Annotated in this window: 21 protein-coding genes and 1 pseudogene; 16 read left to right on the top strand and 6 right to left on the bottom strand. The window is 68.9% G+C overall.

Annotated elements, in window-relative coordinates:
* Positions 1-5 precede the first annotated feature (5 nt).
* The 9 genes and pseudogenes from ACWIHT_RS41490 to ACWIHT_RS41450 all read left to right on the top strand — a co-directional run.
* The gene (locus ACWIHT_RS41490; RefSeq protein WP_456173763.1) at positions 6-1,337 is read left to right on the top strand and encodes an ABC transporter substrate-binding protein; all 1,332 of its coding nucleotides are present in this window, start codon (positions 6-8) and stop codon (positions 1,335-1,337) included.
* A gap of 83 nt (positions 1,338-1,420) precedes the next feature.
* Complete coding sequence (locus ACWIHT_RS41485; RefSeq protein WP_456173762.1) at positions 1,421-2,380, top strand: carbohydrate ABC transporter permease; 960 nt, start codon at positions 1,421-1,423, stop codon at positions 2,378-2,380.
* Positions 2,381-2,406: 26 nt separating this feature from the next.
* Complete coding sequence (locus ACWIHT_RS41480; protein WP_456173819.1) at positions 2,407-3,246, top strand: carbohydrate ABC transporter permease; 840 nt, start codon at positions 2,407-2,409, stop codon at positions 3,244-3,246.
* 49 nt (positions 3,247-3,295) lie between these two features.
* Positions 3,296-6,691: a Tat pathway signal sequence domain protein gene (locus ACWIHT_RS41475; protein ID WP_456173761.1), complete on the top strand. Its 3,396-nt coding sequence runs from the start codon at positions 3,296-3,298 to the stop codon at positions 6,689-6,691.
* A 43-nt stretch (positions 6,692-6,734) separates the two neighbouring features.
* A complete protein-coding gene (locus ACWIHT_RS41470) occupies positions 6,735-7,958 on the top strand; it encodes an alginate lyase family protein (protein WP_456173760.1) in 1,224 nt (407 codons plus the stop codon).
* Between the two features lie 26 nt (positions 7,959-7,984).
* Positions 7,985-9,577, top strand: a complete 1,593-nt coding sequence (locus ACWIHT_RS41465; protein ID WP_456173758.1) for a glycoside hydrolase family 43 protein — start codon at positions 7,985-7,987, stop codon at positions 9,575-9,577.
* Positions 9,574-10,368: an alpha/beta fold hydrolase gene (locus tag ACWIHT_RS41460; RefSeq protein ID WP_456173756.1), complete on the top strand. Its 795-nt coding sequence runs from the start codon at positions 9,574-9,576 to the stop codon at positions 10,366-10,368. Before ACWIHT_RS41465 ends, ACWIHT_RS41460 begins: the two co-directional genes overlap by 4 nt.
* A gap of 585 nt (positions 10,369-10,953) precedes the next feature.
* A complete protein-coding gene (locus ACWIHT_RS41455) occupies positions 10,954-12,189 on the top strand; it encodes an epoxide hydrolase family protein (RefSeq protein ID WP_456173755.1) in 1,236 nt (411 codons plus the stop codon).
* A gap of 64 nt (positions 12,190-12,253) precedes the next feature.
* A pseudogene (locus tag ACWIHT_RS41450) lies at positions 12,254-12,756 on the top strand (transposase family protein); the annotation flags it as partial.
* A 267-nt stretch (positions 12,757-13,023) separates the two neighbouring features.
* Here ACWIHT_RS41450 and ACWIHT_RS41445 read toward each other — a convergent pair.
* The gene (locus tag ACWIHT_RS41445; protein ID WP_456173754.1) at positions 13,024-13,644 is read right to left on the bottom strand and encodes a TetR/AcrR family transcriptional regulator; all 621 of its coding nucleotides are present in this window, start codon (positions 13,642-13,644) and stop codon (positions 13,024-13,026) included.
* 36 nt (positions 13,645-13,680) lie between these two features.
* Here ACWIHT_RS41445 and ACWIHT_RS41440 point away from each other — a divergent pair, with 36 nt between their 5' ends.
* Positions 13,681-14,478, top strand: a complete 798-nt coding sequence (locus tag ACWIHT_RS41440; protein ID WP_456173753.1) for an alpha/beta fold hydrolase — start codon at positions 13,681-13,683, stop codon at positions 14,476-14,478.
* Positions 14,478-14,963: a helix-turn-helix domain-containing protein gene (locus ACWIHT_RS41435; RefSeq protein WP_456173752.1), complete on the top strand. Its 486-nt coding sequence runs from the start codon at positions 14,478-14,480 to the stop codon at positions 14,961-14,963. Before ACWIHT_RS41440 ends, ACWIHT_RS41435 begins: the two co-directional genes overlap by 1 nt.
* Here the strand turns inward: ACWIHT_RS41435 and ACWIHT_RS41430 are convergent.
* Positions 14,863-15,510 carry a hypothetical protein gene (locus tag ACWIHT_RS41430; RefSeq protein WP_456173751.1) on the bottom strand — a complete coding sequence of 216 codons (648 nt, stop codon included), beginning with the start codon at positions 15,508-15,510 and terminating at the stop codon, positions 14,863-14,865. The two genes, ACWIHT_RS41435 and ACWIHT_RS41430, sit on opposite strands and share 101 nt — an antisense overlap.
* Positions 15,511-15,854: 344 nt before the next feature.
* Between ACWIHT_RS41430 and ACWIHT_RS41425 the strand changes: the two genes are divergently transcribed.
* The 3 genes from ACWIHT_RS41425 to ACWIHT_RS41415 all read left to right on the top strand — a co-directional run bounded on the left by ACWIHT_RS41425 (position 15,855) and on the right by ACWIHT_RS41415 (position 19,386).
* Positions 15,855-17,300 carry a NucA/NucB deoxyribonuclease domain-containing protein gene (locus ACWIHT_RS41425; RefSeq protein WP_456173750.1) on the top strand — a complete coding sequence of 482 codons (1,446 nt, stop codon included), beginning with the start codon at positions 15,855-15,857 and terminating at the stop codon, positions 17,298-17,300.
* 343 nt (positions 17,301-17,643) lie between these two features.
* Positions 17,644-18,456, top strand: a complete 813-nt coding sequence (locus ACWIHT_RS41420) for an SDR family NAD(P)-dependent oxidoreductase (RefSeq protein ID WP_456173748.1) — start codon at positions 17,644-17,646, stop codon at positions 18,454-18,456.
* 147 nt (positions 18,457-18,603) lie between these two features.
* Positions 18,604-19,386, top strand: coding sequence for a sugar phosphate isomerase/epimerase family protein (locus ACWIHT_RS41415; RefSeq protein WP_456173747.1), 783 nt, complete (start codon positions 18,604-18,606; stop codon positions 19,384-19,386).
* A 17-nt stretch (positions 19,387-19,403) separates the two neighbouring features.
* Here the strand turns inward: ACWIHT_RS41415 and ACWIHT_RS41410 are convergent, their stop codons facing one another.
* Positions 19,404-19,535, bottom strand: coding sequence for a hypothetical protein (locus tag ACWIHT_RS41410; RefSeq protein WP_456173746.1), 132 nt, complete (start codon positions 19,533-19,535; stop codon positions 19,404-19,406).
* Between the two features lie 986 nt (positions 19,536-20,521).
* Between ACWIHT_RS41410 and ACWIHT_RS41405 the strand changes: the two genes are divergently transcribed.
* Complete coding sequence (locus ACWIHT_RS41405; RefSeq protein ID WP_456173745.1) at positions 20,522-21,856, top strand: glycoside hydrolase family 16 protein; 1,335 nt, start codon at positions 20,522-20,524, stop codon at positions 21,854-21,856.
* Positions 21,857-21,893: 37 nt separating this feature from the next.
* Here ACWIHT_RS41405 and ACWIHT_RS41400 read toward each other — a convergent pair whose 3' ends face one another.
* The 3 genes from ACWIHT_RS41400 to ACWIHT_RS41390 form a co-directional block, all read right to left on the bottom strand.
* Entirely contained in the window at positions 21,894-22,757 is an 864-nt protein-coding gene (locus ACWIHT_RS41400; protein ID WP_456173744.1) for an endo alpha-1,4 polygalactosaminidase, read from the bottom strand.
* 258 nt (positions 22,758-23,015) lie between these two features.
* Entirely contained in the window at positions 23,016-24,152 is a 1,137-nt protein-coding gene (locus tag ACWIHT_RS41395; protein ID WP_456173743.1) for a serine hydrolase domain-containing protein, read from the bottom strand.
* Between the two features lie 107 nt (positions 24,153-24,259).
* Complete coding sequence (locus tag ACWIHT_RS41390) at positions 24,260-25,708, bottom strand: amidohydrolase family protein (protein WP_456173742.1); 1,449 nt, start codon at positions 25,706-25,708, stop codon at positions 24,260-24,262.
* Positions 25,709-25,979: 271 nt separating this feature from the next.
* Here ACWIHT_RS41390 and ACWIHT_RS41385 point away from each other — a divergent pair, with 271 nt between their 5' ends.
* Positions 25,980-26,801 (top strand): IclR family transcriptional regulator domain-containing protein, encoded by an 822-nt coding sequence (locus tag ACWIHT_RS41385; protein WP_456173741.1) that lies wholly within the window; start codon positions 25,980-25,982, stop codon positions 26,799-26,801.
* Positions 26,802-26,882 lie beyond the last annotated feature (81 nt).

The raw sequence follows: 26,882 nt of genomic DNA, 5'->3' as shown, positions 1-26,882 counted from the left end.
GACCGATGACCACGTTTCGTGCCAGAACCCTCGCCTCGTCGGCCGCGGCAGCTTCCCTCTGTCTTGTTCTCGCCGCCTGCTCCAGCGGCAGCGACACCAACGCCGGGGCCCAGCCGAGTACCAAGGGCAAGGTCAAGCTCCAGTTCTGGAGCTGGACCGAGGGCATCGAGGCCCAGGTCAAGACCTGGAACAAGACCCACCCCGACACCCAGGTGGAGTTCTCGCAGGAGGCCGGCGACACCGTGTACCAGAAGCTGCGGGCCGCGGTGAAGGCGGGCACCGCACCGTGTCTGTCCAAGATGGACGGACAGGACCTGGCCACCTTCGCCGCCGACGGCCTGCTCACCGACATCGGCAAGACCGCCGCCCAGTACAAGAGCGCGTACACGACCGCCGCGTGGAACGCGGTCAGCCCGGGCGGCACCACGTACGGCATCCCGATGGGGTCGTCCCCGCTGTTCACCGCGTACCGCGCGGACCTGTTCCAGAAGTACGGGATCGCCAAGGCCCCGGCCACCTGGGACGAGTTGATCGCGGACGGCATCGCGATCCAGAAGAAGAACAAGAACATCAAGATCTTCAACATGGCCGGCGAGGACCCCAGCACCCTGGTGGACCTGTCCTGGCAGGCAGGCGCGTCCTGGTACAAGGTGGACGGCGACCAGTGGAAGATCGGCTTCACGACCCCCGAGGCGCTCAAGGCCGGTGACGTGGTCCAGCAGCTCATCGACCACAACCTGGCGTCCAACGCCTCCTACGCCGACCCGGGCGTATTCAAGACCTGGGACCTCGGCAAGACCATCCTGATGACCACCTCCACCTGGCAGTTGCCGATCTACAACACCAACTTCCCCAAGTCCAAGGGCAAGTGGCAGCTCGCCGACGCCCCGCTGTTCGACACCGCGACGCCCCGCACCTCCAGCTTCTTCGACACCACCGCCGTGCTGAAGGGCTGCAAGTACCCGGACCGCGCCGCCCAGTTCGCGGCCTGGCTGAGCAGCAGCAAGGAGTCGATCACCACGCTGACCGACCCCGCGTCCAAGTCCGGCCTGTTCCCGGCACTCAAGGACGTCACCCCGTACGTCGACAAGATCATCCCGACCGAGATGTTCAACGGGAAGTCCGACAGCGCCCAGATCATCACCACCGCCGCGTCCCGGGTGGGCGACCAGTGGCAGTACGGCCCCGACTACGCCGACATGTTCGCGGAGATGCAGAAGGACTGGGGCAAGGTCATCAAGAAGGAGATGACCGTCAAGGACATGCTCACCCACCTCCAGTCGTGGACCCTCTCCGACCTCAAGAGCAAGGGCATCAACGCCTCCGCCGCGAACTGACGCCACCGCCCCGAGCCAGGGCCGAGGCCCGGCGACGCCGGTGCCGGCTCGACGTACAGCGCACCCGACCGTAGGAGAGATCCGTGTCCACCGCCCTGCGGCGCAGCAGTACCGCGCCTCCCGCCCCCGTGTCCGGACGGGCCGCCGTCCCGCGATCCGCGCGAACGCGGGGAGCGTACAAAGGGCTGCTGTTCACGCTGCCCTTCCTGGCCGGCTTCCTGGCGACCTACGTCATCCCCATCGGCTATGCCGTCTACCAGAGCCTCTACCAGAAGAAGAGCTCGGGCCTGGGCTTCGGCCCGACCCGGACGGTCTTCACCGGGTTCGCCAACTTCGCCGACACGTTCTCCGACACCTCGTTCTGGTCGAGCATCGTCCGGGTGGTCCTGCTGGGGGCCGTGCAGATCCCGGTCATGCTCGGCATCTCGCTGCTGATGGCCCTGCTGCTGGACAGCGTGGCCGCCCGCGCGGTGCGGTTCTTCCGCTCCGCGCTGCTGATCCCCTACGTCATCCCGACCGTGGTCTCCACCCTGATCTGGCTGTTCCTCTACAGCCCGACCGGCAGCCCGATCCACGACGTACTGGGCGACGTCGGCGCCGACTTCAACTTCTTCGGCGGCTTCACCACCTACCTGGCCCTGGGCAACGTACTCACCTGGCAGGGCATCGGGTTCAACATGATCCTTATCTCCGCCGCGCTCCAGTCGCTGCCCCGCGAGATGTACGAGGCCGCGCACCTGGACGGGGCCGGCGAGTGGCGGATCGCCTGGTCGGTGAAGGTGCCCAACATCACCGGGATCCTGGTTCTGACCGGCATGTTCTCGGTCATCGCCCGGCTCCAGCTGTTCGGCGAGCCGCTGATCCTGCGGCAGGTGGCACCGGAGTCGATCAACACCGACTTCACCCCGATGCTCACCATCTACTACAAGGCCTTCCAGACCGGCGAGTACCAGTACGCCGCCGCCCAGTCGCTGATCCTGGCCCTGGTCACCGGCGTGCTCGCCTTCGCCTACTTCCGCTTCACGAACCGGGGGGCCAAGTGAGCACCGCCACCACCGTCAAGTCGCCGATGGCCCCGAGCCGACGGGCGAAGATCGTCACGACCGGACTGCTGATCCTGTTCGTGCTGTACTCCCTGGCGCCGACCTGGTTCCTCCTGGTCTCCAGCACCAAGAACCAGACCGACCTCTACTCCACCTTCGGCCTGTGGTTCTCCGCCAACCACTTCACGGACAACCTGCACGACATCTGGGTCTATCACGACCACCTGTTCGTCCGCTGGATCGGCAACTCGATCTTCTACTCCGGCGTCGGCGCGCTCGGCTCCACGCTGATCTCGGTCGCGGCCGGCTACGGCCTGGCGAAGTTCGACTTCAAGGGCCGGGGCGCGATCTTCGGCACGATCGTGGGCGCCTCCCTGCTGCCCGGCACCCTGCTGGCCCTGCCGCTGTACCTGCTGTTCGCCCAGATCGGATTGACCAACACCGTCTGGTCGGTGCTGATCCCGTACTTCGTCAACCCGTTCGGCGTGTACCTCGGCAAGGTCTACGCCGACAGTTCGGTGCCGGCCGAACTGCTGGAGGCGGCCCGCCTCGACGGCGCGGGCGAGCTGCGGATCTTCCGGTCGATCTCGCTGAAGCTGATGACCACGGGGGCCATCACCATCTTCATGCTCGACTTCGTCGGCATCTGGAACAACTTCTTCCTCCCCCTGTTCATGCTCAACGGTGAACGTTCCTTCCCCGTCACCCTCGGCCTGTTCGCGTGGGAGAAGCAGTCCCAGTCCGGCATCAACATGAACACCCTGGTCCTGACCGGCTCGCTGCTGTCGATCATCCCGCTCGCCGTCTTCATGTTCGCCCTCCAGAAGTACTGGCGCAGCGGCGTGCTGGTCGGCAGCGTCAAGTAGCCCTCGCCCGGCCGGACTTCACCCGAACTGCCTGACGAAAGGCACAGCCATGTCCACAGCCCCACGACGACGTGAGGTACTGAAGTACGCGGGCACCACCGGTATCGCCGTGGCCGGCGTCAGCTGGCTCGCGGCACCGCCCGCCGCGGCGACGCCCACCGCAGCAACGGGCTCGGGAAACTCAACGGCGAGCGCTTGCAAGCCACTTGACGTCGTCGTCTTCGGTGACACGGCCTCCGAGACCGCTCACCACCTCGAAGCCACCCTGTCCGACACGGTCACCGGCGGCCTCGGCCAGAAGGCCCGCGTCCTCAGACCCGCCGACACGGCCTCGTACTGGGGCGGCACCCTCACCTTCGACGCCAAGGTCAGCCCGACCGGCACCACGTACGTGACGGTCCGGCTCTGGGGCGACGAGCACGATCCCACCGCCACCGAGGCGGGCTTCGGCTCGAACAACTGGCGGCTCCAGTTGTTCTGCGAGGGTCTTCAGATCGGTTACCAGGACGAGGGCGCGGTCGACAGCCTCGACATCCTGGACACCGCACCGCGCACCCCGGGCCGTTTCTTCTTCCACACCCTCCCGCTGCCGGAGAAGCTGACCAAGGGCAAGAAGAAGGTGAGTCTGGAGATCCGTTCGATGGGCCGCATCTGGTCCTATGGCCAGAACCAGGCGCAGCTCTACTACAACCAGACCACCAACTCGCGGGGAATCTACCGCCTCTACACCCACACCGACCCGTACTTCGTGCCGCCCAAGGGCGAGGTCCAGGGCCCGGCCCCGATCCCCGTGCCGCGCACCACGGGCGCGGAGGTGCTGGACGCCGTCAAGGCGCGCGTCCAGAAGGAGCAGACCGCCCTCCTCACCACCGCCACTCCCGCCGCGATGGACGGCTGGGCGATGGAGTCGCTCGCCGAGGGCTATCTGTGGTCCGGCAGCCCCGCCTACCAGCAGGACGCCGCCGTGGAGCGGGTCCTCCAGGCCATCGACGGCCGCTACATGGCCTGGCAGTCCGACACGACCGTACTCACCGGCTCCGACCAGCAGTGGCAGGGCTTCGGCCGGGTCGGCCTGTGCCTGGCCCTGCTCTGGGACCACCTCGGCGACAAGCTGGACGCGAAGGTCACCGGCTCGCCCTACGAGATAGCCAACGCCAGCTTTGAGGACGGCGGCTCCACCCCCACCTCCTGGGTGCAGCCCGGCTGGGCCACCGGTGGCGGCGGCACATGGACCCGCGACACGACCGTCGCACGCACCGGCTCCGCCTCCCTCAAGCTCACCGCCACGACCACCGGCGGCTACAGCTACGTCAACTCCGCCCCCAGGACCAGAGTTGACGCGGGCACGTACACCTACGGCGCCTGGATCAAGACGGACGGCGTCACCGGCGCCGGGGCCCATATCGACCCGCTCTTTTTCGACGCGAGCGGCAACCTGGTCGGCAGCGACCACAAGGCGTTCGCGACCACCGGCACGCACGACTGGGAGTACGTCTCCGTCGATCTGACGACCCCCTCCGGGGCCACCCAGTTCGAGCTCCACCTGCGACTGTCCGGCCCCGGCACCGCATGGTTCGACTCCGTCGATCTCGTCAAGCCGACCGAACTACGCAACCCCGGCTTCGAGGCCGGCGCCGACACCCCCATCGCCTGGGCCCGCCCCGGCTGGGCGTCCGGCGGCACATGGTCCCGCGACACGACCGCCGCACACTCCGGCTCCGCCTCCCTCAAACTCACGGCCACAGGCGACGACGGCTACAGCTACGTCTACGCCACCCCCAAGGTCCAGGTGGGCACGGGCACTTACACCTACGGCGCCTGGATCAGGACGGACAGTGTCACCGGCCTCGGGGCCCACATCGACCCGCTGTTCTACGACGCGAGCGGCGCCCTCGTCGGCGGCGACCACAAGAAGTACGCCACCACCGGGACCCACGGCTGGGAGTACGTCTCCCTCGACCTCGCGACCCCGGACGGCGCCACCCAGGTCGAGTTCCACCTCCGCCTGACCGGCCCCGGCTCCGCCTGGTTCGACGACATCGACCTCATCGCCCCGGCCGCCGGCAGCGTGGAACAGCCGGTGCGCAGGGCGGCGTACAAGACGATGCTCCAGTCCAGCCGCGACTACTGGCGCCGACACTTCCCGCACTACTCCAACCAGACCCAGATCTGCGCCATCGGCATCTACCAGGCCAACCGCGGCCTGCGGCTGCTGGACCCGGACCTCGCCCTGCCCGAGGCCAAGGCGCGCGACTACCTGTACCAGTCCATCGGCTCGGTGCCCTACCTCGGCCCCGAGGACGCGGACGGCAACCCGTCCAAGCCGCTCGGCGCGGACTACTACCAGGTCACCAAGGCGGGTCTGACCCGCGAGTTGGGTTATGTCGGCAGCTACGGCGAGATCACCGACTGGCTGGTCATGATGTACGAGTCGGTGACCCGGGGCCACGGCGGCCAGGACGCCCCCGAACTCCGCGACCAGATGGTCAAGATGGTCAAGGCGCGCGGCCGGTTCCGCGTCGTCGACGTGGACGGCGACAACGCCCGGGTCGCCCGCACCGAGACCGTCATCGGCTGGCGCAACGAGGTCTACCCCGGCGCGATCGCCTACGCCTCCCGCACCGCCTGGGACTCCAACCCCCTCATGTCCGCCGCCGTCTTCAAGGACCCCGAACTCGTCGGCTGGACCCAGGAGATGGTGAACGACGGCCAGCTCTGGCCGCAGCTCCAGCTCATCGCCACGTACGCCTGGACGCGCGTCGGCCTCAACGCGCTGCGCCTGGTCTCCCGCGACTGGGACGACTACCAGTCGCTCGCCTCCCGACCGGGTCGGCTGCCCACCGGATGGGACAGTCCCGACTTCGTCTTCACCGACGAGGAGAACGGCGCCGTAGCGGTCAAGCACGGCAAAGAACTCCTCTTCGCCTCGCTCTACTGGCGGGCCCGGCAGGGCGTCAACGACTACGCGCGCGTCCACCACGTCACCCCCGTCGACCAGCGCTCGGCGACGGTCCGCCAGCACTCGGCGGGCACCACCGCGGACACGTTCACCGCCCGCGACTGGATCCTGTGGGACTACGCCGTCAACGACCCCGGCGCCGCGGGCCTCCCGCCCGGCGGATTCCCCCCGCCCGGCGACACCCTCCACCAGTCCCAGAAGGGCGACGTCTACCACCTCGCCCCCGTCCCGGCCGACGTCCCCGACCCCACCCTCGGCGTCCACTTCGACGGCGTCGAGACCATGCTCGTCGGCCGCGCGCCCTTCTACTACTGCGAGTACGGCGACTACCTGATCGCCATGAACACCAGCACCGACAAGGTCTTCACCCTCCCCGCCCGCCAGGACTTCGGCCCCGCCCGCGACCTGGCCACCGGAAAGACCATCGGCGCCGGCACCCGCCCCAAGGTCGGCCCGCGCAGCACCCTCGTCCTGCGCCGCGTCTGACCCCCTCCTTCCCGTACTCAGCGTCGAGTCGACAAGGAACCCCATGCAGAATCCCCAGCCGCCCGCTCCCGGCCCTGAACCCTTCTCCCCCGCCGACCCCTATGGCCCCTCCGCACCGCCCAACCGCCGCCGCTTCCTCAAGCTCACCGCGATCGGCGCGGGCGCCACGGGGACAGCCGGGGCCGCCGGACTGGCGGGCGCCACCAGCGCCGCGGCCGTCACCTCCGGCCTCTCCTCTCTGACCCACCCCGGCGTGCTGCACAGCCTCGCCGACCTCAACCGGATGCGCACAAAGGTGGCCGCGGGCGCCTCACCCTGGATCGACGGCTACAACGTCTTCGCGGCCGACTTCTTCTCGTCGTCCTCCTACGTGGTCGCCGGCGGCCGCGCGACCGTCACCCGCGGCACCAGCCCGGAGAACGGCAACGCTGAGCTGTGGTACGACTGCAACGCCGCGTATCAGAACGCCGTCATGTGGTACATCACCCAGGACACCGCCCACGCCTACAAGGCGCTGGAGATCATCAAGTCCTGGACCAACGCGCTCCAGACCATCAACGGCGTGGACGCCGAGCTCGCCGCCGGAATCTACGGCGCCAAGCTGGCCGCCGCCGTGGAGATCATGCACTACACCGGCCCGGCGGGCAGCTGGTCGCTCTCCGAACTCGCGGCCACCGTCGCGATGTTCCAGAACATCTTCGTGCCGCTGATCAACATCTACGGCGACGGCGGCTACGGCCTGATGGGCCTCAAGGGGTTGCTCCAGATCGCCGTGGCCTGCAACAACCTCACCCTCTTCAACGACGCCTACAACGCCTTCTACACCAACAGCTGCTGCGGGCTGACTAAACTCGTCCAGTCCGGCACCGGCCAGTGCTGCGAGTCCGGCCGCGACCAGGGGCACACCCAGCTGATCCTGGGCGCGCTCGCGGAGATCTGCCAGACCGGCTGGATCCAGGGCCTCGACATGTTCAGAGCGTCCAACTCGCTGCTGCTGTCCGGCTTCGAGTACACGGCGAAGTACAACCTCGGCAACAGCGTCGCCTACGACGCCACCTTCGGGCGGTGCAACTGGCACTGGTCCGCCATCTCCACAGACGGGCGCGGCGCGTTCAAGCCCATCTACGAGATGGCGTACAACCACTACGTGAAGCGGGCCGGCACGTCCGCCCCGTACACCGCGCAGGTGGCGAGCAGTCTCCGACCGGAGGGCGCGCCGACCCAGTGCGACCAAGTCGGCTTCGGCACCCTGTTGTTCTCCCTCTGATCCAGCGACACCCGATCGGACCTCACGTGATCGACAACCCCGTCCTGCGCGGCTTCGAGCCCGACCCCGCGATCCTGCGGGTCGGCGACGAGGACTACTACATCGCCACCTCGACCTTCGAGTGGTACCCGGGAGTACGGCTCCACCACTCCCGGGACCTGGTCAACTGGCGTGCGCTGGGCGGCGCGTTGGGCAGCCGCCGACTGCTCGACCTGGCCGGGGTCCCCGACTCGGGCGGGATCTGGGCACCGGGGCTCTCCTACGCGGACGGGCTGTTCCACCTGGTCTTCACGGTGGTGGACACCTACGCGGAAGGCTGGAAGGACCTGCCCAACTACGTGACCACGGCACCCTCGATCGAGGGCCCGTGGTCCGACCCGGTGCCGCTGCACAGCCGGGGTTTCGACGTCTCGCTCTTCCACGACCGCGACGGCCGCAGCTGGCTCCTCAACATGCGCTTCGACTGGCGCCCGGGGCACGACATGTTCGCCGGTATCGAGTTGCAGGAGTTCGACCGCGCCTCGCACAAACTCATCGGACAGCCCAGAACCATCACCGTCGGCACAGCCGCCGGGGTCGCCGAGGGCCCGCACCTCTACCAACGGGACGGCTGGTACTACCTCGTGCACGCCGAGGGCGGCACCGGCTACGAACACGGAGCCGCCGTCGCCCGCTCCCGCGACCTGTTCGGCCCCTACGAACCGGACCCCGCCGGACCGTTGCTCACCTCCCGGCACGATCCGACGCTGGAACTACAGAAGGCCGGCCACTGCTCGCTCGTCGAAACCCCGGCCGGCGAGTGGTACGCAGCCCACATCACCGCCCGCCCCTACACCGAGCGGGGCCGCTGCGTACTCGGCCGGGAAACCGCGCTCCAGCCGGTGACCTGGACAGAGGAAGGCTGGCCGCGCATCCCGGGCGCCATCCCCGCGGTCACCGTCCCGGCCCCCGCTCTCCCGCCCACTCCCTTCCCCGCATCACCCGCGACGGACCACTTCGACGCGTCCGTCCTCGGCCCTGACTGGTCCACCCTGCGCCGCCCGGCCGACGAGGACTGGCTCAGCCTCACCGAACGCCCCGGCCACCTGCGCATCCACGGCGGCCAGTCACCCGCAGGCCGCCGCTCCCCCAGCCTGGTCGCCCGCCGCGTCACGGCCCCGCGCTGCTCCTTCGAGACCCGGGTCTCGTTCGACCCGCGCACACCGGACCACATGGCGGGCATCACCGCGTACTACAACACCCGCAACTGGCATTTCCTGTACGTCACTTCGGCCGACGACGGCACACCGGTCCTGAACGCCCTCAGCTGCGAACAGGGCACCCGCACCGCCCACCCGGTCCAAGTCCCCCTGTCTCCGGGCAAACCCGTCACCCTGCGGGCCCAACTCGACGGTCCCACACTGCACTTCGCCTACGACACCGGCAACGGAACCGTGACCCTCCCCCTCGAACTCGACGCCACGGTCCTGTCCGACGAAGCCGCCGACGAGTTCCACGACGGCCAGCTGCGCGTCCTCGGCTTCACCGGCGCGATGTTCGGCTTGTGGGTCCAGGACCTCGACGGGGCAGGCGTGCACGCCGACTTCGGCTACGCCACGTACGAGGCGGTGACCGGATGACCACAACCGTGGGCCTCTTCCACACCGTCCTCGATCCGGACCCCGGCGCCGTCACGGACGCCAACACCCTTCTGCTGGTGCACGGTTGGGGCGGCGACGGCCGCGAATGGTCACCGCACGCCGAGGCCCTGGCCGCCGCCGGGCACCGCGTGATCGTCCCCGACCTGCGCGGCCACGGCCGCTCGCCCGTCCCGGACCAGGACAACACACCGGCGGCGATGGCCCAGGACCTGACAGCACTGATCACCCGCCTGCACACCGGCCGCGTCGTGGCCGTCGGCCACTCCATGGGCGGCCAGGTGGTGAACCTGCTCGCCGTCCACCACCCTGACCTCGTACGGTCCGTCGTCGTCCTCGATCCCGCGCACGGTGCGCACGGCGCCGAACTCGGCGAGATCCCGCGCCGCCTGGCCGCGTACCGCGAGCACGGATCGGCCGCCGCCGTACCGCTGGTGGCCGGAGCGTTCTCCCCGACCGCCCCGCGCGGCCTGCGCACCGCACACATCCGCACCATGCTCGGCACCCCCGGCCATGTCATCGCCCAGGCGTACGCGGGCATGTACGCCGATCCCGACGCAGTGGGTATCCGCCCGCACAGCCAGGCGTACTTGCGGCGCCGTACCTGCCCCGCTCTCACGGTATGGACCTCCGCCGAGGCCGCCGGCTGGGAACGCTCGACCCTGCGGGCGCCCGGATCCCGCGTCGACCACTGGACCGATACAGGCCACTACCTGCACGAGGAACAGCCCGAACGCACCGTCCGGCTCATTGAGGAATGGGCCGCGGGCTGAACGAGACCCTGTCGGGCAGCCTTCCCATCGGTTCCAGGGCTCTGTCGGTAGTAGCCACCGGGGGCCTGAATGTCTCAGTCCCTGCGGAAGATATCGATGTTCTCCGCAGCCCACTGCTGGAACCGTCCGGCCGGGGAACCCGTGACCTGCCCCGTAGCGGAGCCTGCTGACGAGTGGAACAGCGGTCGCTCGCTGGCCGCCGTGTGCGGAGGGCTGAGGCGCGTCAAGCCGTCCCTGCTCCCGCTCGCTCCGGAGCCCAGCCTCGGCTTCACCGCCGCGCCCCCGTCGAACTCAACTACTGGTGCACGTCAGTGAAGTCGGCGCTGTGGCGACGCCCGCCCGACGAGCGCGTCCCGGACAGCCGCGGACAGACCGAGGCACCGCCCAGGCGGAAGACGGCGGACAGTGTCCCGTTCTGACCCCGTCGTGAACCGGAAAGCAACCTGATTGGATAGGCCACGCACCTTCCCCCGCATGGCTCTGGTCCGCTGGGCGTTCGGAGGACGTCGGCGGGAGGTCACGCGGCAGGCCGTCACGGTTCGCCGTCCAACTGGTGGGCGGCACACCACAGTTAGGAACCACGCGATGAGTACCCCGTACGGGTTCCCCCTGAAGCCCGCTCCGATCCATGTGTCCGACGAGGTCCTCGACGACCTGCGCGCCCGCCTCGCAGCGACCCGTCCGCCACTGGACGAAGGGAACCAGGACTGGTCCTACGGCGTCCCCGACAGCTATCTCCGCGAGCTCGTCGCCTACTGGCGGAACGACTACGACTGGCGCGCGGCCGAGGCCGCCATCAACGCTCACGAGCACTACCAGGTGAGCGTCGCCGGTGTCCCGCTGCACTTCATGCGCACGCCCGGCCGCGGGCCCCGTCCGATCCCGTTGATCCTGACCCATGGCTGGCCGTGGACGTTCTGGCACTGGTCGAAGGTGACCGGTCCGCTCGCCGACCCGGCCGCGTTCGGCGGTGACCCCGCCGACGCGTTCGACGTCATCGTGCCGTCCCTGCCCGGCTTCGGTTTCCCCGGCCCCCTCACCGGCTTTCCGGACGTCAACTTCTGGAAGGTCTCCGACCTCTGGCACACCCTGATGACCGAGACCCTGGGGTACGACAAGTACGCCGCCGGGGGCTGTGACATCGGCGGCGTCGTCACCAGCCAGCTCGGCCACAAGTACGCCGACGAGCTCTACGGCATCCACATCGGCTCCGGACTGCCGCTCGACTTCTTCAACGGCCCCCGCGCCTGGGACTTCGGCAGCAGAAGGCCCCTCACCGACGACCAGCCCGCCGAGGTCCGCGCCCGGATCATCGAGATGGACCGCCGCTCGGCCTCCCACCTCGCCGTGCACATGCTCGACGGCGCCACCCTGGCCCACGGCCTGAGCGACTCCCCCGCCGGACTGCTCGCCTGGCTCCTGGAACGCTGGAACGCCTGGAGCGACAACGACGGAGACATCGAGTCCGTCTTCACCAAGGACGACCTGCTCACCCACGCCACGATCTACTGGGCGAACAACTCCATCGCCACGTCGATGCGCTACTACGCCAACGCCAACCGCTATCCCTGGGCACCCGCCCACGACCGCACCCCGGTGGTACAGGCCCCGGTCGGCCTCACCTTCGTCACCTACGAGAACCCGCCCGGCGTCCACACCGCCGCCGAGCGCGTCGAGGCGTTCAAGAAGGGGCCGCAGAGCGCATGGTTCAACCACGTCAACGTCAACGCCCATGACCACGGCGGCCACTTCATCCCCTGGGAGAACCCCGACGCCTGGGTGAACGACCTGCGCCAAACCTTCCGCGGCCACAGGCCCTGAACCGCGCCGAGGACTGTTCCCCGCGCCTGCGGGGAGCATCCCCCGGTCGTGCGCAGCGTGTACGGCCGAGCGGGTCCTGGTGGTGGCCGTCTGCTGCCGCACGAACCCGACCATGCGACAGCTCGGGCCGCTGTTCGGGATCTTCTCCTCGACCGTGTGCCGGGTGCTCCAGCGGCTCGGTCCGCTGCCGGCAATTGAGCCGGTCTCCCGTCCAGCTGAGGCGGCCGACGGGTTGTGGATCGTGGACGGCACCCTGGTCCCGGTCCGCGACCGGCACGTGGGCTCCTCGTCACGCAACCACCGGTCCTCGGCGAACGTGCAGGTCATCGTGGATGCCGACACACGTCTGGTGATCGCGGCGGCCCGGCCGGTGCCCGGCACCACCGCGGACGCCCAAGCCTGGCGCGCCTCCGGCCTGGCCGAGCACGGCCAGGACCTGACACCGCCGCCCACCGCAAGGTCCGAGCGCGGGTGGAGCATGTGATCGGCCGGACGAAGAACCACAAGATCCTCCGCGCCTGCCGACAACGCGGCGACCGACTTCATCACGCCGTCCAAGCCGTCGCCCGCTCCGCGCGAGTGCCGGGGCAACAAGTGCACGCCGCGAAGCGGCTGCGCATCAGCCGGACGACGCTGTACAGCCGTATCCGCGCCCTTCCCATCACCACGTGACCGGTGGAGCGGGGTCAGTGGGGCATGTCATCCAGCGCGGTCGATAGACCGGCGCCGCGCAGGGCGTGCCGGGCCCGGTAGGTCCCGGGCATGCCCCGGACCGCAGTCCACTCCCGCCCGGACCGTTCGATGCTCTTGTCGCAGGCCCCCAGGCGTTGCGGGTCAGGACGTTGGTGACGTGAGTTGTCGGCAGATCAGCTGGTGAGCAAGTTGTGCCGTCGCGAGCAGGTCCTCGCGAGCCGTGTCGACGTTGGACCGCACTGACAATCCGTGCCAGACGGACTGGATGAGCCCGGTCAGGACCGCTGGGTTGGTGCCCGCGGCCAGTTCCCCGTCCTGGATCGCTCGTTCGATGCGCACGAGGAGGGCCTGCTCGTTCGAGCTGTGCAGTTCGGCGATGTAGGTGTTGGTATCGAGCGTGCTCGTGCTGTCGGTCATCACGGCGCTGCTGATGAGGCATCCGGGATGTCCGTCGCTCGGCTGGGTGAACTCGTGGACCGAGTCGGTGAGGATGCGTTCGATGACGGTCTGGATGTCGTTCTCGGCGACAGCCTGCTGGTAGATCTCGCGGTAACGCTCGGCGTAGGTCCGCACCGCTTCCTCGAACAGCCCGGCTTTGCTGCCGAAGGCGGCGTAGAGGCTGGAGGTGGAGAGCCCGAGGGCCGCGGTCAGGGTCCGGGTCGAGGTGCCGGAGTAGCCGCGTCGCCAGAAGAGGCGAGCGGCGTCAAGGACCGCGCGGTCGCGGTCGAAGGCTCGTGGTCGTCCACGGTGGCGTTCGGTCACGCTTGCACTCTAGATCGTTCGCTCCATAATAGATTTATGGAGCGAACGATACAGAAAAGACTGCCCGTCGGCGGGGACAGCTGGGTCACGGTCGATGTGTACGGGGAACCGGATGCCCCGGGCCTCGTCGTCGTCCCGGGCATGATGAGCGATGCGCACACATGGCGCCATGTGGCGGGCGCCATCGACGCCTGGCCCTCAGTGGTGGTCGTGAACCGCCGGGGACGTGCTTCCTCGGGGCCGTTGACCGACTCGTACTCACTGCGGACGGAGGTCGAGGACCTCGGCGTGGTCCTCGACGAGTTCGCCAGCACGAGGGCGCTCTTCGGCTGGAGCTACGGCGGCCTGATCACCCTGCTGGCCACCAACCACCGCCCGATACCCCAGGTGATCGCCTACGAGCCGGTGATGCAGCCATTCGGTCGCTGTGCGGTGCCGGACCTGAAGCACGCAGCGGAGACAGCGGACTGGGATCGCTGCGTCGAGATCGTCAACCGGCAGATCTCCGGCTTCTCCACCGCACACGTCGAGGAGCTTCGGGCCGATCAGGACGGTTGGGCGATCCTGCGTCGCCTGAGCGGCCCGCTCTACGCCGAACTCGGCGCGCTCAACGCGGCGCCGCCTGCGGATGTGATGGCGCGACAGGCAGATCAAGTCGACCTGATCATCGGCCAGCGCAACCGCACAACAGCCCCTTACGGAACGTCGTTCGACAACGTGCGGCAGCTCGTCGCTCACGCCGGAGTCCACGAACTCCCCGGCCAGGGCCACCTGGCCCACCTTCAAGCACCGGCAGAACTCGGCCACCTGCTCAACAACCTCGCCGCCATCTGATGGGCACCCATACCAACGCGCCGCTCTCCACCGAGAACCGCAGGCGACTCGTCGGGAGACGCCCGTCACGCCCGATCGCCCACGTCGCCGCGGAGACGGGCCTCTCCAGGACACGCATCTCCAAGTGGGTCAACCGGTACCGCCGTCATGGTCAGCCCGGCCTGCACAACCGGACCTCCACACCCCACCGCCAACCCACAGCCACACCTGGCAACGCCGTGGAGCGGACCGAGCAGATACGCCGAAACCACAAGCGGTCCGCAGAACGGACCGCCTCCGAACTCGGCCAAACCGCACACGCCGTGAGCCGGCGCACCGTCACTCGGCACCTCGCCCGTGAGGTCCATGACGTCTGCGAGGTCTGTGAGTGCCGTCGGACGATGCTCAGCCGCGCGGTGGCGTCCAGTGCTCCACCATCATGGCCACGGCTTCGTTCGCGTCGAGGGACTGGAGGCGGTCGGCCACGTCGGTCAGCATCTCCGTGATGCCCGGCCAGCGGGGCGCCCGGTCGTGTCCGGTACGGGTGAAGGGGACGACGCAGCCGTGGAGTTGCCCCGGCCGCAGGTCGGTGAACAGGCCGCCGCCTCCCCCGTCGACGGCCACGGGCAGCCACTCCGGCAGCCATACGGGGACTGCTTCCGTGGAGTACAACGTGCCTGCGGGATCGGCGCTGCGAGCACGGGTGTGCTCTTCCCAGGCTGCCGCGAGCGGCGGGGGCACGATGTCCTGCGCCACCTGGAGGTGGATCGTCCGGCGTTCGTCGGCCTCGGCCGCGCCGCAGGGGTCGTAGAAGTCGGGGATCAAGTGGCCTGCCGGGGGCGGTGATTCGGGGGCCGGCGCACGGTCGAGGCCGTCCGTCCGGGCCCACCAGCACAGCAGGGCCGGGGGCAGTTCGGCGCCCGCGGAACGCTCCGCGACCCCGCGCAGCAACGCGCTTTCGGCGGGCGGGCGCAGGCGGGCGCGGTAGCCGGGGGCGTGGTCGGACAGCCAGCGGTCGATCCGGTCCCAGGCGTCAGCCGGTGCATGAGTCACGGTCACCGCCTCCTTTCACATCGCAGTTGTGATCGCCGGCCTCACAGGTAAGTCACAACATCTCCCCGCGCATATCGGAGGTTTCAGCCAGCGTGTCCCTGTGCGTCGTCGCAGGTGCCTCTTGGATATCTGGTGAACCGTATGGTCGCAGCAGACACGCACCTTGCCTCGTAATCGTGGGTGCCCTTTCCGGCCCAGCCGTAATGATGGCCGTGTTCGGTCAAAAACGGGGGCCGCTCCATGCGTCACATCTGTACGCGAATGCACAGCCTTGCCCTGACAAGGCGGCCCCTCTTACATCGAGGGGGAACACCCGCATGTCGTTGTCTCGCATCAGGAGGCGGTTGCGCTGGTTCGCAACCGGGCTGCTGATACCGCTGGCCATCGGTCTTTCCGGCCCTGCGGCACACGCACAGGACGCCAGGACCGCAGCCACCGCATCCACCGCCGGCACGAAACTCATCGGCGAACCCGTCCTCCTGCCGTACGAGCTCGGCAAGGTCCGTCCGGGCGAGAAGGCGGGCAGGCCCGCGCCCTCCGTGCAGCCCGACCGTACCTCCGCGCTGTCCGCGAAGACCGTCGCGAACGCGCTGCTCAACGCGGGCAAACAGGACCAGCACAGCTACGCCGACACCTCCAAGGTGCCCCTGACCAAGGACGCCACGGTGCCGAGTTCCGAGGCGGCCGCGGCGGCGGCACCGCCGACCGGCTGGGGTGACGAGCCGCCCCCCGACAGCGCGGCGTGCCTGGACCGGGACGGTTCCGAGACGGCCGCGGGAGAGACGTACAACCGCTGGCTGTGGTGCAAGAAGGGCCGGCTCGGCATCGACTACTACACCGTCAACAGTGACGGCACCCGTGAGTTCCATGGCACAGCCAGCGTCGCGTACGACGCGGTGACCGTGGGCAACGGCAAGGAGCGCGCGGTACGCACTTACTTCCAGGCGCAGTACGGCTCCGTCTCGTACGACGGGTGGAGCCCCCTCGACAGCTGGATCTGGGAGGTCGACGACCTGTCGATGTACGTCCTGTCCGACTGCACCCAGGACGCGACATTCTGCTACGGCACCGGTAGCGGGATCGAGCACACCTGGGACGAGTGGGACTACCACGACGAGTGGCTGCACTGGGACATCTACTCCAACGAGACCGCCTCCACCGCCGCGGACAAAGTCCTCTACCACCAGTGGCACTTCCGCTTCGGCGGCAGCGGCGGTGACTACGTCTACACCACCGGCACCACCGAGAACCACACCATCCGCTGCGACTCGGCCAACTACTTCACGTTCTTCCAGGACTATCCGAAGGCGTGCGTGAACTACGACGTCATCCCGCATCTCCAGTACAGCGTCGGTGACGGCCGGGTCACGTCGGTCGCCCAGCACATCCGGTTCGCCCAGAACGATCCGACGCGTACCTATCCGATCGAGATCGAACCCAAGGACATCCCGGGCAAGTACACCGGCTCTCGCGACGAACGCGGGCTGCACCGGGTGCCCGCCGGGCCGATCACCAGTACCAACAGGTACTACAAGGACGCGGCCTGCAACCGCACCACCCCATACGACGACCAGACGGGCCTGCCCGCCTACGACACGGCGACGCGGGACTGCGACGAGTACCCGTTCCAGTCCACCGACGAAGGTGCGGGCAGTCCGGTGTGGGACTTCTCGGTACGGGCCGTGCCACGGACCCAGAACCAAGCCGCGGGCGGACTGCTGATCTGGTACTACTTCAGCGACCGCATCCTGTACAACACGGACGAGTTCTGGGTCGACATCACCGACTGACCGCCGACGAACTCCGTCCACACGACAGCCCCGACAAGAAGGACGCGCCCGTCCGGCACCTTGCTGTCCCGGACGGGCCCTACACCGGGGACTCCATCGATCAACCCGCTCCAGCGATGCCGGGTCGCCGACGCTCTCCGTGACGGACCGGATAGGCATCCATCTCCTCGGCGAGGACGGACAGAAAGGGCCCGCAGCTGGCATCCGACGAGACGCCTGTGACACCCCGCGCACACCGTCGGAGTGAGCCTCAGCGTCGAGCGATCCGCGCACACTGAGTATACTTAATTCACTCCCCCTGGTTACAGTGAGCCCGAGTCCACGACAGAGGAGTGCGGGCGCAATGGAAGCTGGGGAATCCATGGATCGCCGGTCGGCGACTCCCGTGGGCGGCGAAGCGTCTCTGCCGCTCGCTGGTCGGCGCGTGGTGGTGACGGGGGCCGTCGGCGGAATCGGCGCGGCAGCCGTGTCCGTATTCCTTACGGCCGGGGCGCGTGTCGTCGGCCTGTTCCACTCGACGCCGCCGCCGGACGAACTCAAGGCGCGCTGCGACTGGGTGCCCTGCGACGCACGCTCCCGCACCTCGGTGACCACCGCTTTCGACCAAGCCGCCTCGATCCTGGGCGGCCTCGACGTACTCCTCCACGCGGCGGGCACCTGGCGGCCCGGAACGCCCGAGTCGCTGTCCGACGACGAGTTCGACCTGGTCGTCGACGCCAACCTGAGGACCACCGTGTTCACCAACCAGGCGGCGTTCGAGCACATGCGGCACGACGGCGGCCAGATCATCAACCTCGGATCCAGCGAGGGCGTGCGCGGCAACCCCATGGCGCCGCACTACGCGGCGGCCAAGGCCGGCGTCCACGCCTGGACCCGCTCCGTGGCCTCGGCCTGGGGGCGATACGGGATCACCGTGAACGCCCTGGCACCGGCAGTACAGACGCCGGGCGCCGATCGGCTGTGGGACCACCTGGGCGAGGAGCGCGCGGTGGCGTTCAGACAGAGCTTGCGGACGACCATGCCGTTGCGAGGTGAACTCGGCGATCCGGAGGCCGATCTCGGGCCGGTGATGGTGTTCCTGGCCGGCACCGGGGCGCGGTTCATGACGGGCCAACTGATCGCCGTGAACGGCGGCTTGCAGATGCTCGGCGCCTAACCCACACATCAGCACCCACAGCAATCAGTGCACTCATATTTCGTCAAGTGAGCGAATGATCGGTTCCGGACGGCCCCCGTATTGGATGTGACCATGAACCACGCCGGCGCGAGCAAGCGGCATCACCCACCTGTCGGCCTTGAACACTTGAGTTTCCGGGAAGAACCGCTCTCCGTCTTCGTGACAGCCGCCGCTGCCGGTGGCGCCGACAGCGTCTGCCTGAGCGTCAATCACCCCGAGGTCCACGACACGAAGATGCTGCGCGACACCGTGGCCGAGCTGGACTCCCTGAACATCCCGGTGGCCATGGGCGACGGATTCATCCTCAGGGCCAGGGGCGGCCTGGACGGCCTCAAGCGCCAACTCGACGTACTCCAGGACATGCGTGCCCCGTTCGCCAACACCTGCGCATACGAGCCCGATCCGGACGCGGAGCGCAACCCCGCAGCGGTGGCGGACCTACTGGGCGAGTTCTGCCGGCTCGCACGAACCGCCCAGGTGGACGTCCTCCTGGAATTCACACCGCTCTCCCACGTCCCCTCCCTCGCAGCCGCAGTCGAACTGCTGAAGCAACTCGACCAACCGAACCTCAGGATCCTCCTCGACACCCTCCACCTCGTGCGGGCCGGAGAGGGACCTGCCGACCTCCGGAAGACCGACCAACAGCTCATCGGATACTGCCAGTTGAGCGACGGACCCCTCACATCCGAAAGCCTCGCCACCTACCTGGACGAAGCCAACAACGACCGCTCCATCCCCGGACACGGCGAGTTCCCTCTCACCGAAATCCTGTCGCTCGTCCCGCAAGACGTGACCATCAGCGCCGAAGTCCCGCTCCGACGCCTCAAGCAAGCAGGAGTCCCACCACAAGAACGCGCCCGCCGCATCCTCGACGACAGCCGCCGGCTCGTAGCCGAAGCCCGGGGGTAAAGACCCGAGTCCGGTGTTCACGTCCTGTCGAGCGCGGCAACCGCGGAGGGTACTGCTCCGGCCATCGCCGACTGGAGCAGACGCCTGATCTCCGAGGCCTCCGGGCGGCGCGGATCGGCATACGACGAGGCGAGAACCAGCCCAGTCACCCGGTCACCCGGTCGAGGCCCGACTCGCACATCCCAAGGTCCGCGGGACTTCGACGCGTCGCGGTCTCCCGCTGGAGCTGGAAGAGGCCGAGAGCAGGGTCGTCGGTGCCGCGGCCGCTAGCAAGATCCTTCACCTGTGCGACGGGATCGCCAACTCCTCTGGCGACCACGCGCGTTGCTCCCACCCTGGTGACGAGTTGGTGATGCACACGGCTGCTGCGTCCATGTCACGACTAACGGCCCAGATCCAGCGGAACAGCTCCGCCACGGCTCCCCAGAGCACCCGCGCCAAGTCGAACGTCGTACATCAGGTGTGCCCGTCCACGATTCCGAACGGCGACACCGCCCCCACCCACCCACCACCATCGACCCGACTCCCCTCCTCCGGGACTTCTTCATCGCCCACCCGACGCCCACACGATGCCCACCCGATGCCCACCGAGCGAGTCCCCTCGGAGCGCACGCCTCACAGCCAGGTCCGATCCTTCTCGGCGACTTCCTTCAACTTCTGAAGGCGCTTCGCGAGGTCCACGAGCCGCGTCAGAGGGCGTCCACTCGACGGCAGGAGCGGCATACCGGCGCAGCGTTCAGAAATTCCCAGCTCAACGCAGTGAGAGTGCGCGCAGCCAACCGCTGGAGAGCGCTCCATGACTCTACGGAGCTTGGTTCGGACCTTTACCAGGACTCCATACGGCGTCGCCAAGAGGCCTGCTTTTCAACCCGTCACGTTGAAGCCGTTGACGCATGGAGGGTCGCGCCGGACACTCCTGCATTGAACGGCGATCCCTGCCTGACCCACACCCAACTCAGGCTCACGGCAGCCGACATGACGGATCGTCCGACATCAGGAGGACAACCAGGGGCCGCAGACTCACGATCACCCTGAGAGCGCTCTCAGACCTGACCTGCGCCCTGGTCCGCACCAGGAGTCAGGTCCCCTGCACCACCACTCCCCACCCGCCAGCTCGCCAGGGAGAACCCACACGATGACGAACTCCTCACCACCTGCCGTTGCGCCCGCAGGCAGCCAGAGAACCGTCCCTCTCGTTCTGGGCAGCACTCTGCTGCTGCTCATCGGCACACTCGTAGGCCTGATCGGAACCGGTGGCAGCGCCTCGGCGGCTGTACCAGGCGCTCCCACAGGCTGGACCACCGTCTTCTCCGACGACTTCAACGGATCGTCCGGCAGCGCGCTGAACCGGACCGACTGGCTGTACGACCTGGGCACCGGATACCCCGGAGGTGCCGCCAACTGGGGAACGGGCGAGGTCGAGTCGGCCACCGACTCCACGAACAACGTGTACCAGGACGGGCAGGGACACCTGGTCATCCGGGCGCTCCGGGACGGCTCCGGCCACTGGACCTCGGGACGCATCGAGACCCAGCGCACCGACTTCGCCGCCCCTCCCGGCGGACAACTCCAGATGAGCGCGTCCATCCTCCAGCCCAACCCGGCCAGTGGGCTGGGCTATTGGCCCGCGTTCTGGGCGATGGGCGGCGCCGCCCGCCCGGTCGGCGCGACGAACTGGCCGAGCATCGGCGAGTTCGACATCATGGAGGACGTCAACGCGCTGAGCAAACACTCCACCACGTTCCACTGCGGGGTGTGGGCGGGCGAGTGCCACGACCCCGACGGCATCACCAGTGATCTCCAGCCGTGCACGGGCTGCCAGACCGGCTACCACACGTACTCCGCGATCATCGACCGCACGAACACCGCCGCGGAGCAGCTCCGCTTCTACCTCGACGGCACTCTGACCTTCACCGTGAACGAGAACCAGGTCTCGGTCGCCACCTGGCAGGCCGCCGTCGACCACGGGTTCATGGCCATCTTCGACCTGGCGATCGCCGGTTCGTACCCCGACAAGGTCTGCGGTTGCAGCTCGGCCGCCCAGGCGGGCAGCATCACATCAGGCGCCGCCATGAGCGTCGACTGGTTCGCGGTCTATCAGCAGGGCGCCAGCGGCAGCACCACCGGTGGTACGACGACCGGTGGCACCACGGGCGGCAGCACGACTGGTGGCAGCACGACCGGCGGAAGCACCGGCGGGAGCACGACGACGCCCGACTACACCGCCGGCGTGACGCGCCTGAGCAGCAGTCAGGCGCAGATCACGTTCGTTCCGACCACACCCGCGGCGTACGTCGACGTGCACTACCTCATCAACAACGCCGGCCAGCAGAACTTCCGTATGACCAACACCGGCGGCACCTGGACGCAGAACGTCACGCTCACCGCCGGATCCACCCTGACCTACTGGTTCACCTACGAGAAGAACGGCCCCCAGTACGACAGCCCGCACTACACCTACACCCAGTGAGCCTCCTGGGCCGGTCCCACGGGACCGGCCCAGGCCGTCAGTAGCGGTCGCAGGTCTCGCGGACGTAGCCCTCGTGGCCGGCCGGGGTGACGTCGAGGTCCCGCCGTACGATGCTGATCCGGTCGCCCCAGCCCGCGCAGGCCTTCTTCATGCCCTTCTCGGTGTACTCGACGACGATGACGTGGTCGCCGAACGCGTCGACGTAGGACCCGCATTCGTCGTACTGCCCGCACTCCTCCACCACCGCGAAGTCGAGGCCGACCCGCTTGCGGTCCTTGGCCAGTTCAAGGGTGTTCTTCTGGGCGATGGCGAGGTGCCGGGCGTGCGCGTGGCGGGCGAGCAGGGTCTGGAACGCCTCGGCGTCGGCCGCGGTGAGCAGTCCGTGCGGGGCGCGGGTGTAGCTGTCGTAGTTGTCCGGCTCCACGCCGTCGAATCCCTTCTCGGCGCACACGTCGATCCAGCCGTCCACCTTCTTCGCGATGCGCGCGCGCTTGGCCGGGGTGCCGATGTCGAGCATCGCCTCGCCCCAGTCCTCGTCCATGACGACCTTCCCGGAGCGGTCCCGCAGCAAGAGGTCGGCGTCCCAGTCCCCCTGCGCGTCCGGCTGGGCCTGGAACGCGTTGACGTAGCAGATGTTGTAGACGCCCGGGGCGGGCGCGGCCGTGTAATCGCGGGAGACGACGGAGACGCCCTTCGGCGGGGTGTAGGCGCCGCCGAGTTGGTAGTCGACGCCGGCGTGGACGGGCGGTGTGGACACCTTCGCCGTCGGGGTCTGCGGCGAGCTGTCCGCGTCGGTGGCGGAGCCGGAGCCGGAGCAGCCGACGGCGGCTAGGGCCGTCGCGGCGAGGACGGCGGAGAGGGGCACGGTGACGCGGCGGGAGTTGGCCCGGGACTTGCGCATGACGGTCTGCCTCTGGGTGCGAGAGCATGCCCCGCCTCGGACGCGCTGGATCCTGGCGACTGGGGCCGGACTGACGGCTCGAAGGCCTGTTACCGGCTGGGAATGCCTTGGTTGTGCGGACCGTGGGCGGGGTGTCGGGTGGTCCGGTGCGGTGACGATACCAAGGCGGCCGCGACCGATCTTGTGCCGCCCCAGGGACTGGTCAGCAGCCGCCGGGCGTTGTCCAGGATTCGGACCAGGGACGGCCCTAGGGGACGCTCAAACGGTCGCGGCGTACGCCCAGAAGTCGCGCATCCACGCGGGGAACGCGGGACCGGACAGGCCGCACGGGGTGAAGAGAACGGTGACCGTGTCGGTCGACGGGTCGATGTACGCGGCGGTGCCGGTGCCGCCCACCCAGCCGTAGCGGCCCGGGGTGTTCCACGGCTCCGCCGATGTGACGTCGACCGAGCCGCCGTAGCCCCATCCCTGGCCCTGGAGGAAGAGGTCGCCCTCGGCGCGTTGGGCCGCGGTGAGGTGATCCGTCGTCATGAGGCGTACGGACTCCGGGGAGAGGATCGTGCCGCCGCCGGACAGCAGCATGCGGCCGAAGGCGTGCCAGTCCGCGACGGTGGACACCAGGCCTCCCGCGCCGGAGGCGAAGGCGGGCGGGGTGGACCATGCGCCGTCGGCCGCGTCCGCGAAGGTGTGGGTGCCGTCAGGAGCTGTCAGGTAGTAGGGGGTGAGGCAGTCGCGTTCCGACGGTGGTACGGCGAAGGCCGTGTCCTTCATACCGAGCGGCTCCAGGATTCGCTCGGCCAGGAACTCCGGCAGTTCGCGCCCCGCGGCCCGGCCCACCAGTACGCCTTGCAGGTCGGAGCTCGCGTTGTACAGGAACGCCTCTCCGGGCTGTCGCAGCAAGGGGATGTCGGCGAGCGCGGCGACCCACTCGTCCGGGGTCAGCGGCGATCGCGGACCTCCGTTGTACACGGCCACGTCCGCGAACAGGGGCTGAAGGGCGGGCGCGGTGAAGTCGGACCCGAAGCCCCATCCGGAGCGCGACGAGAGGACGTCCTCGACGGTGATGGGACGGGCGGCCTGCACCACGTCGTCCAGCTCGCTCGCGGGAGTGCGGACGACCTTCGGGGACGCCAGTTCCGGCAGCCAGCGCGTGATCGGCGCGTCCAGGGTGAGCACGCCGTCGTCGACGAGTGCCAGCACCGCGGCGGCGGTCACGGGCTTGGTGACCGAGGAGAGCCGGAAGAGGGTGTCGGCCCGCATCGGCGCCGCACCCTCGGGCTCTGTCGATCCCACGGCCGCGACCTCCACCTCGCCGGAGCGGTCCACCAGGGCGACCGCTCCGGGGAAGGCTCCCTCGGCGACGTGCTTCTCCAGCAGTGCGGTCAGGTCGCTCATCAGGTGCTGCTCCTCGTGTCACGGCCGACGGCGGACATGTCTCGGCGGATACGTCACTAGGACCCTCCGCCCGCCCGGAACTCATCGGCGCGGAACCTCACGCCTCCTCAATGGCCGTGGGTCGAGGTGCTGCGGTAGTCGGTGTACGTGTAGGGGTTGTCGAGGACCTTGGTCTCGGGGACGTCCGGGTTCATGCCCTTCGTCCAGGCGTCCTCGCCCATCGTGGAGCGCAGGTGGTCCACGGTCCGCTCGACTGTGCGGCGCACCGCGGCCAGGTCGGTGTCGAGGAGACGGTGCTCGTGCTTGACCACCCGGCCGTCGACGATGACGGTGTGCACGTCGCCCCGCTGGGCCTGGAAGGCCACATGGCCGTACGGGTTGAGCAGCGGGAACGAGACCGGTGAGTGGTCGTTCTTCAGCAGGACGAGGTCGGCCTTCTTGCCCTCCTCGATGCTGCCCAGGTCGTGTTCGCGGCCAAGTGCCCTGGCGCCGCCCCGAGTTGCCCACTCCACGACCTGGTCGGCACGCAGCGCGCTGTGGGTGACGGTCTCGCCCCGGGCGTGGGCCTCCAGGTGCTCGCGGGCGCGGTCGGCGCCGAGGGTGGTGCGCATGGCGGAGAAGAGGTCACCGCTCCACCACACGCTCGTGTCCATCGACAGGGAGACGGGGATGGCGTGGGAGCGGACCGCCCAGGTCGTGGGATAGCCCTGGCCTGCGCTCTGCTCGCTTTCCGTGGACACCGAGACCGAGCCGCCCGTGGCCGCGATGCGGTGGTAGGAGTCGGCGGACAGGGTGGAGGCGTGGACGTAGACCGCCTCGGGGGTCATGAATCCGTGTTCGTGCATGAGCCGGATGCCGTCGTCGTTGGTGGCGCCCCAGACTCCGGCGTGGGTGGTGACGGCGACGCCCAGGTCGCGGGCGACCTCGAAGGCGGGCTTCTCGGGGAAGGCGGGATCGCCGGTGACGTCGAAGGCGATCTGGAAGCCGAGCATGTCGTCGCCGGTGATGCGTCGGCGCACGAAGTCCCGGAACTGCGGTGCCGCGGTCCATTCCGCGGGAGCCTGCTGGATGTTGCCGTAGGCGAGGACGAACCGGCCGGGCACGGCCCGCAGCGCGTCCACCGCCGCGTCCGCGTGGTCGACGGTCTGGAGCCCGTGCGACCAGTCGACGACCGTGGTCACCCCGGCGTCCAGCGCCTCGACGGCGGCAAGGAGGTTGCCTGCGTGCACGTCCTCGGGGCGGAAGGCGGTGCCGTGTTCGAGGTAGTACCAGACGAAGTACTGGGTCAGGGTCCAGTCGGCGCCGTAGCCGCGCATCGCCGTCTGCCACATGTGCCGGTGCGTGTCGATCATGCCGGGCATCACGATGCCGTCGGACGCGTCGATCTCGGCGGTCCCCTCCGGCACGGCGAGATGCGGGCCGACCGCGGTGATCCGGTCGCCCGTCACGAGCACGTCGGTGTCGTTCAGCACCCGCCGTGCGCGGTCCATGGGCAGGACGGTGCCGCCGCGCAGGACGACGGGTCGTCCCGCCGGGAAGGGGGTGGACTGGCTCATCACTGGATCTCCCACTCGACATCGGACGACTGTCCGTATGGCGGCTCTCGGTAGGTGACCGATCGTCGTCAGGGTGTTGTCCGGTGTCAATACTCCGCGGTTTCCGAATTCCGCCCGGTAATGTCCTCAGCCGTCCGCTCTGCGGTCGGTTCCGAGCCGCCGCGTCCGAGCCGTCGCGACGGAGGCTTGTTCCGCTGCGTACAGTGCCTTCGACGGGTGTCCGTACGGCGGACACCCAGGAGCGAAGCCGACGGCGATCAGAGGAGCCACCATGCCGCGCGAAGGAACCGGACCCGATTTCATCGAGGCGCTGGCCCGGGGCCTGGAGGTCATCACCGCCTTCCGCCCCCGGCAGCCGGTGATGTCGCTGTCCGACGTGGCGACCGCGACCGGGCTGGCCAGGCCGACCGCACGCCGGATCCTGCTCACCCTGACCGAACTGGGCTACGTACGCCAGCAGTCCGGCGGTTTCGTGCTGACCCCGCGCGTCCTGGACCTGGGCGTCGCCTACGTCCGCTCGACGGGACTGTGGGACGTGGCCCGCCCGCACCTGGAGTGGCTGGTCGAGCGCACGAACGAGTCCTGCTCGATCGCCCAGCTCGACGGCTCGGACATCGTCTACGTCGCCCGGGTCTCGGTGCCCAAGATCGTGGCCCTCGCCGTGCAGATCGGCACCCGCTTCCCCGCGCTGCCCACCTCCCTGGGCAAGGTCCTGCTGGCCGCGCTGCCGACCGACGAGGCGGCCCGGGTCCTCGCCGAGCCCACCCGGTCCGGTCTGGATTCGGTGTGGCACCCCGGCCGGGCCGAATGGGAGGCCGAGCTGCGGGAGGTGCGCGCGCGGGGCTGGGCGGTGACCGACGAGCAACTGGCCAGGGGCATCCGCTCGGTGGCCGCTCCGCTGCGGGACGGCTCGGGCCGCGTCGTCGCGAGCGTCAACGTGAACGCGCACGCCGCCGAGACCTCCATGGAGGTGCTCCTCGACGACTATCTTCCGCTCCTCCTCCAGGCCGCCGGCGAGATCAGCCTGGACTTCGCCCGGCTGGAGTCCGCGCCCCACGCGGTCCGGCCGTCCGCCCGTGCGGCGCGACCGTGACCCTGTGAAGCCCCCGCCGTGACGTCTTGACTCCTCCGCCGTCCCAGACAGAGAATCACTTTCCGGACGTCTGTCCGGTGT

This window comes from Streptomyces sp. NPDC002276 (assembly GCF_053891435.1).
The sequence above is the reverse complement of the archived record's forward strand: the minus strand, read 5'-3'. Positions and strand labels throughout refer to the sequence as shown.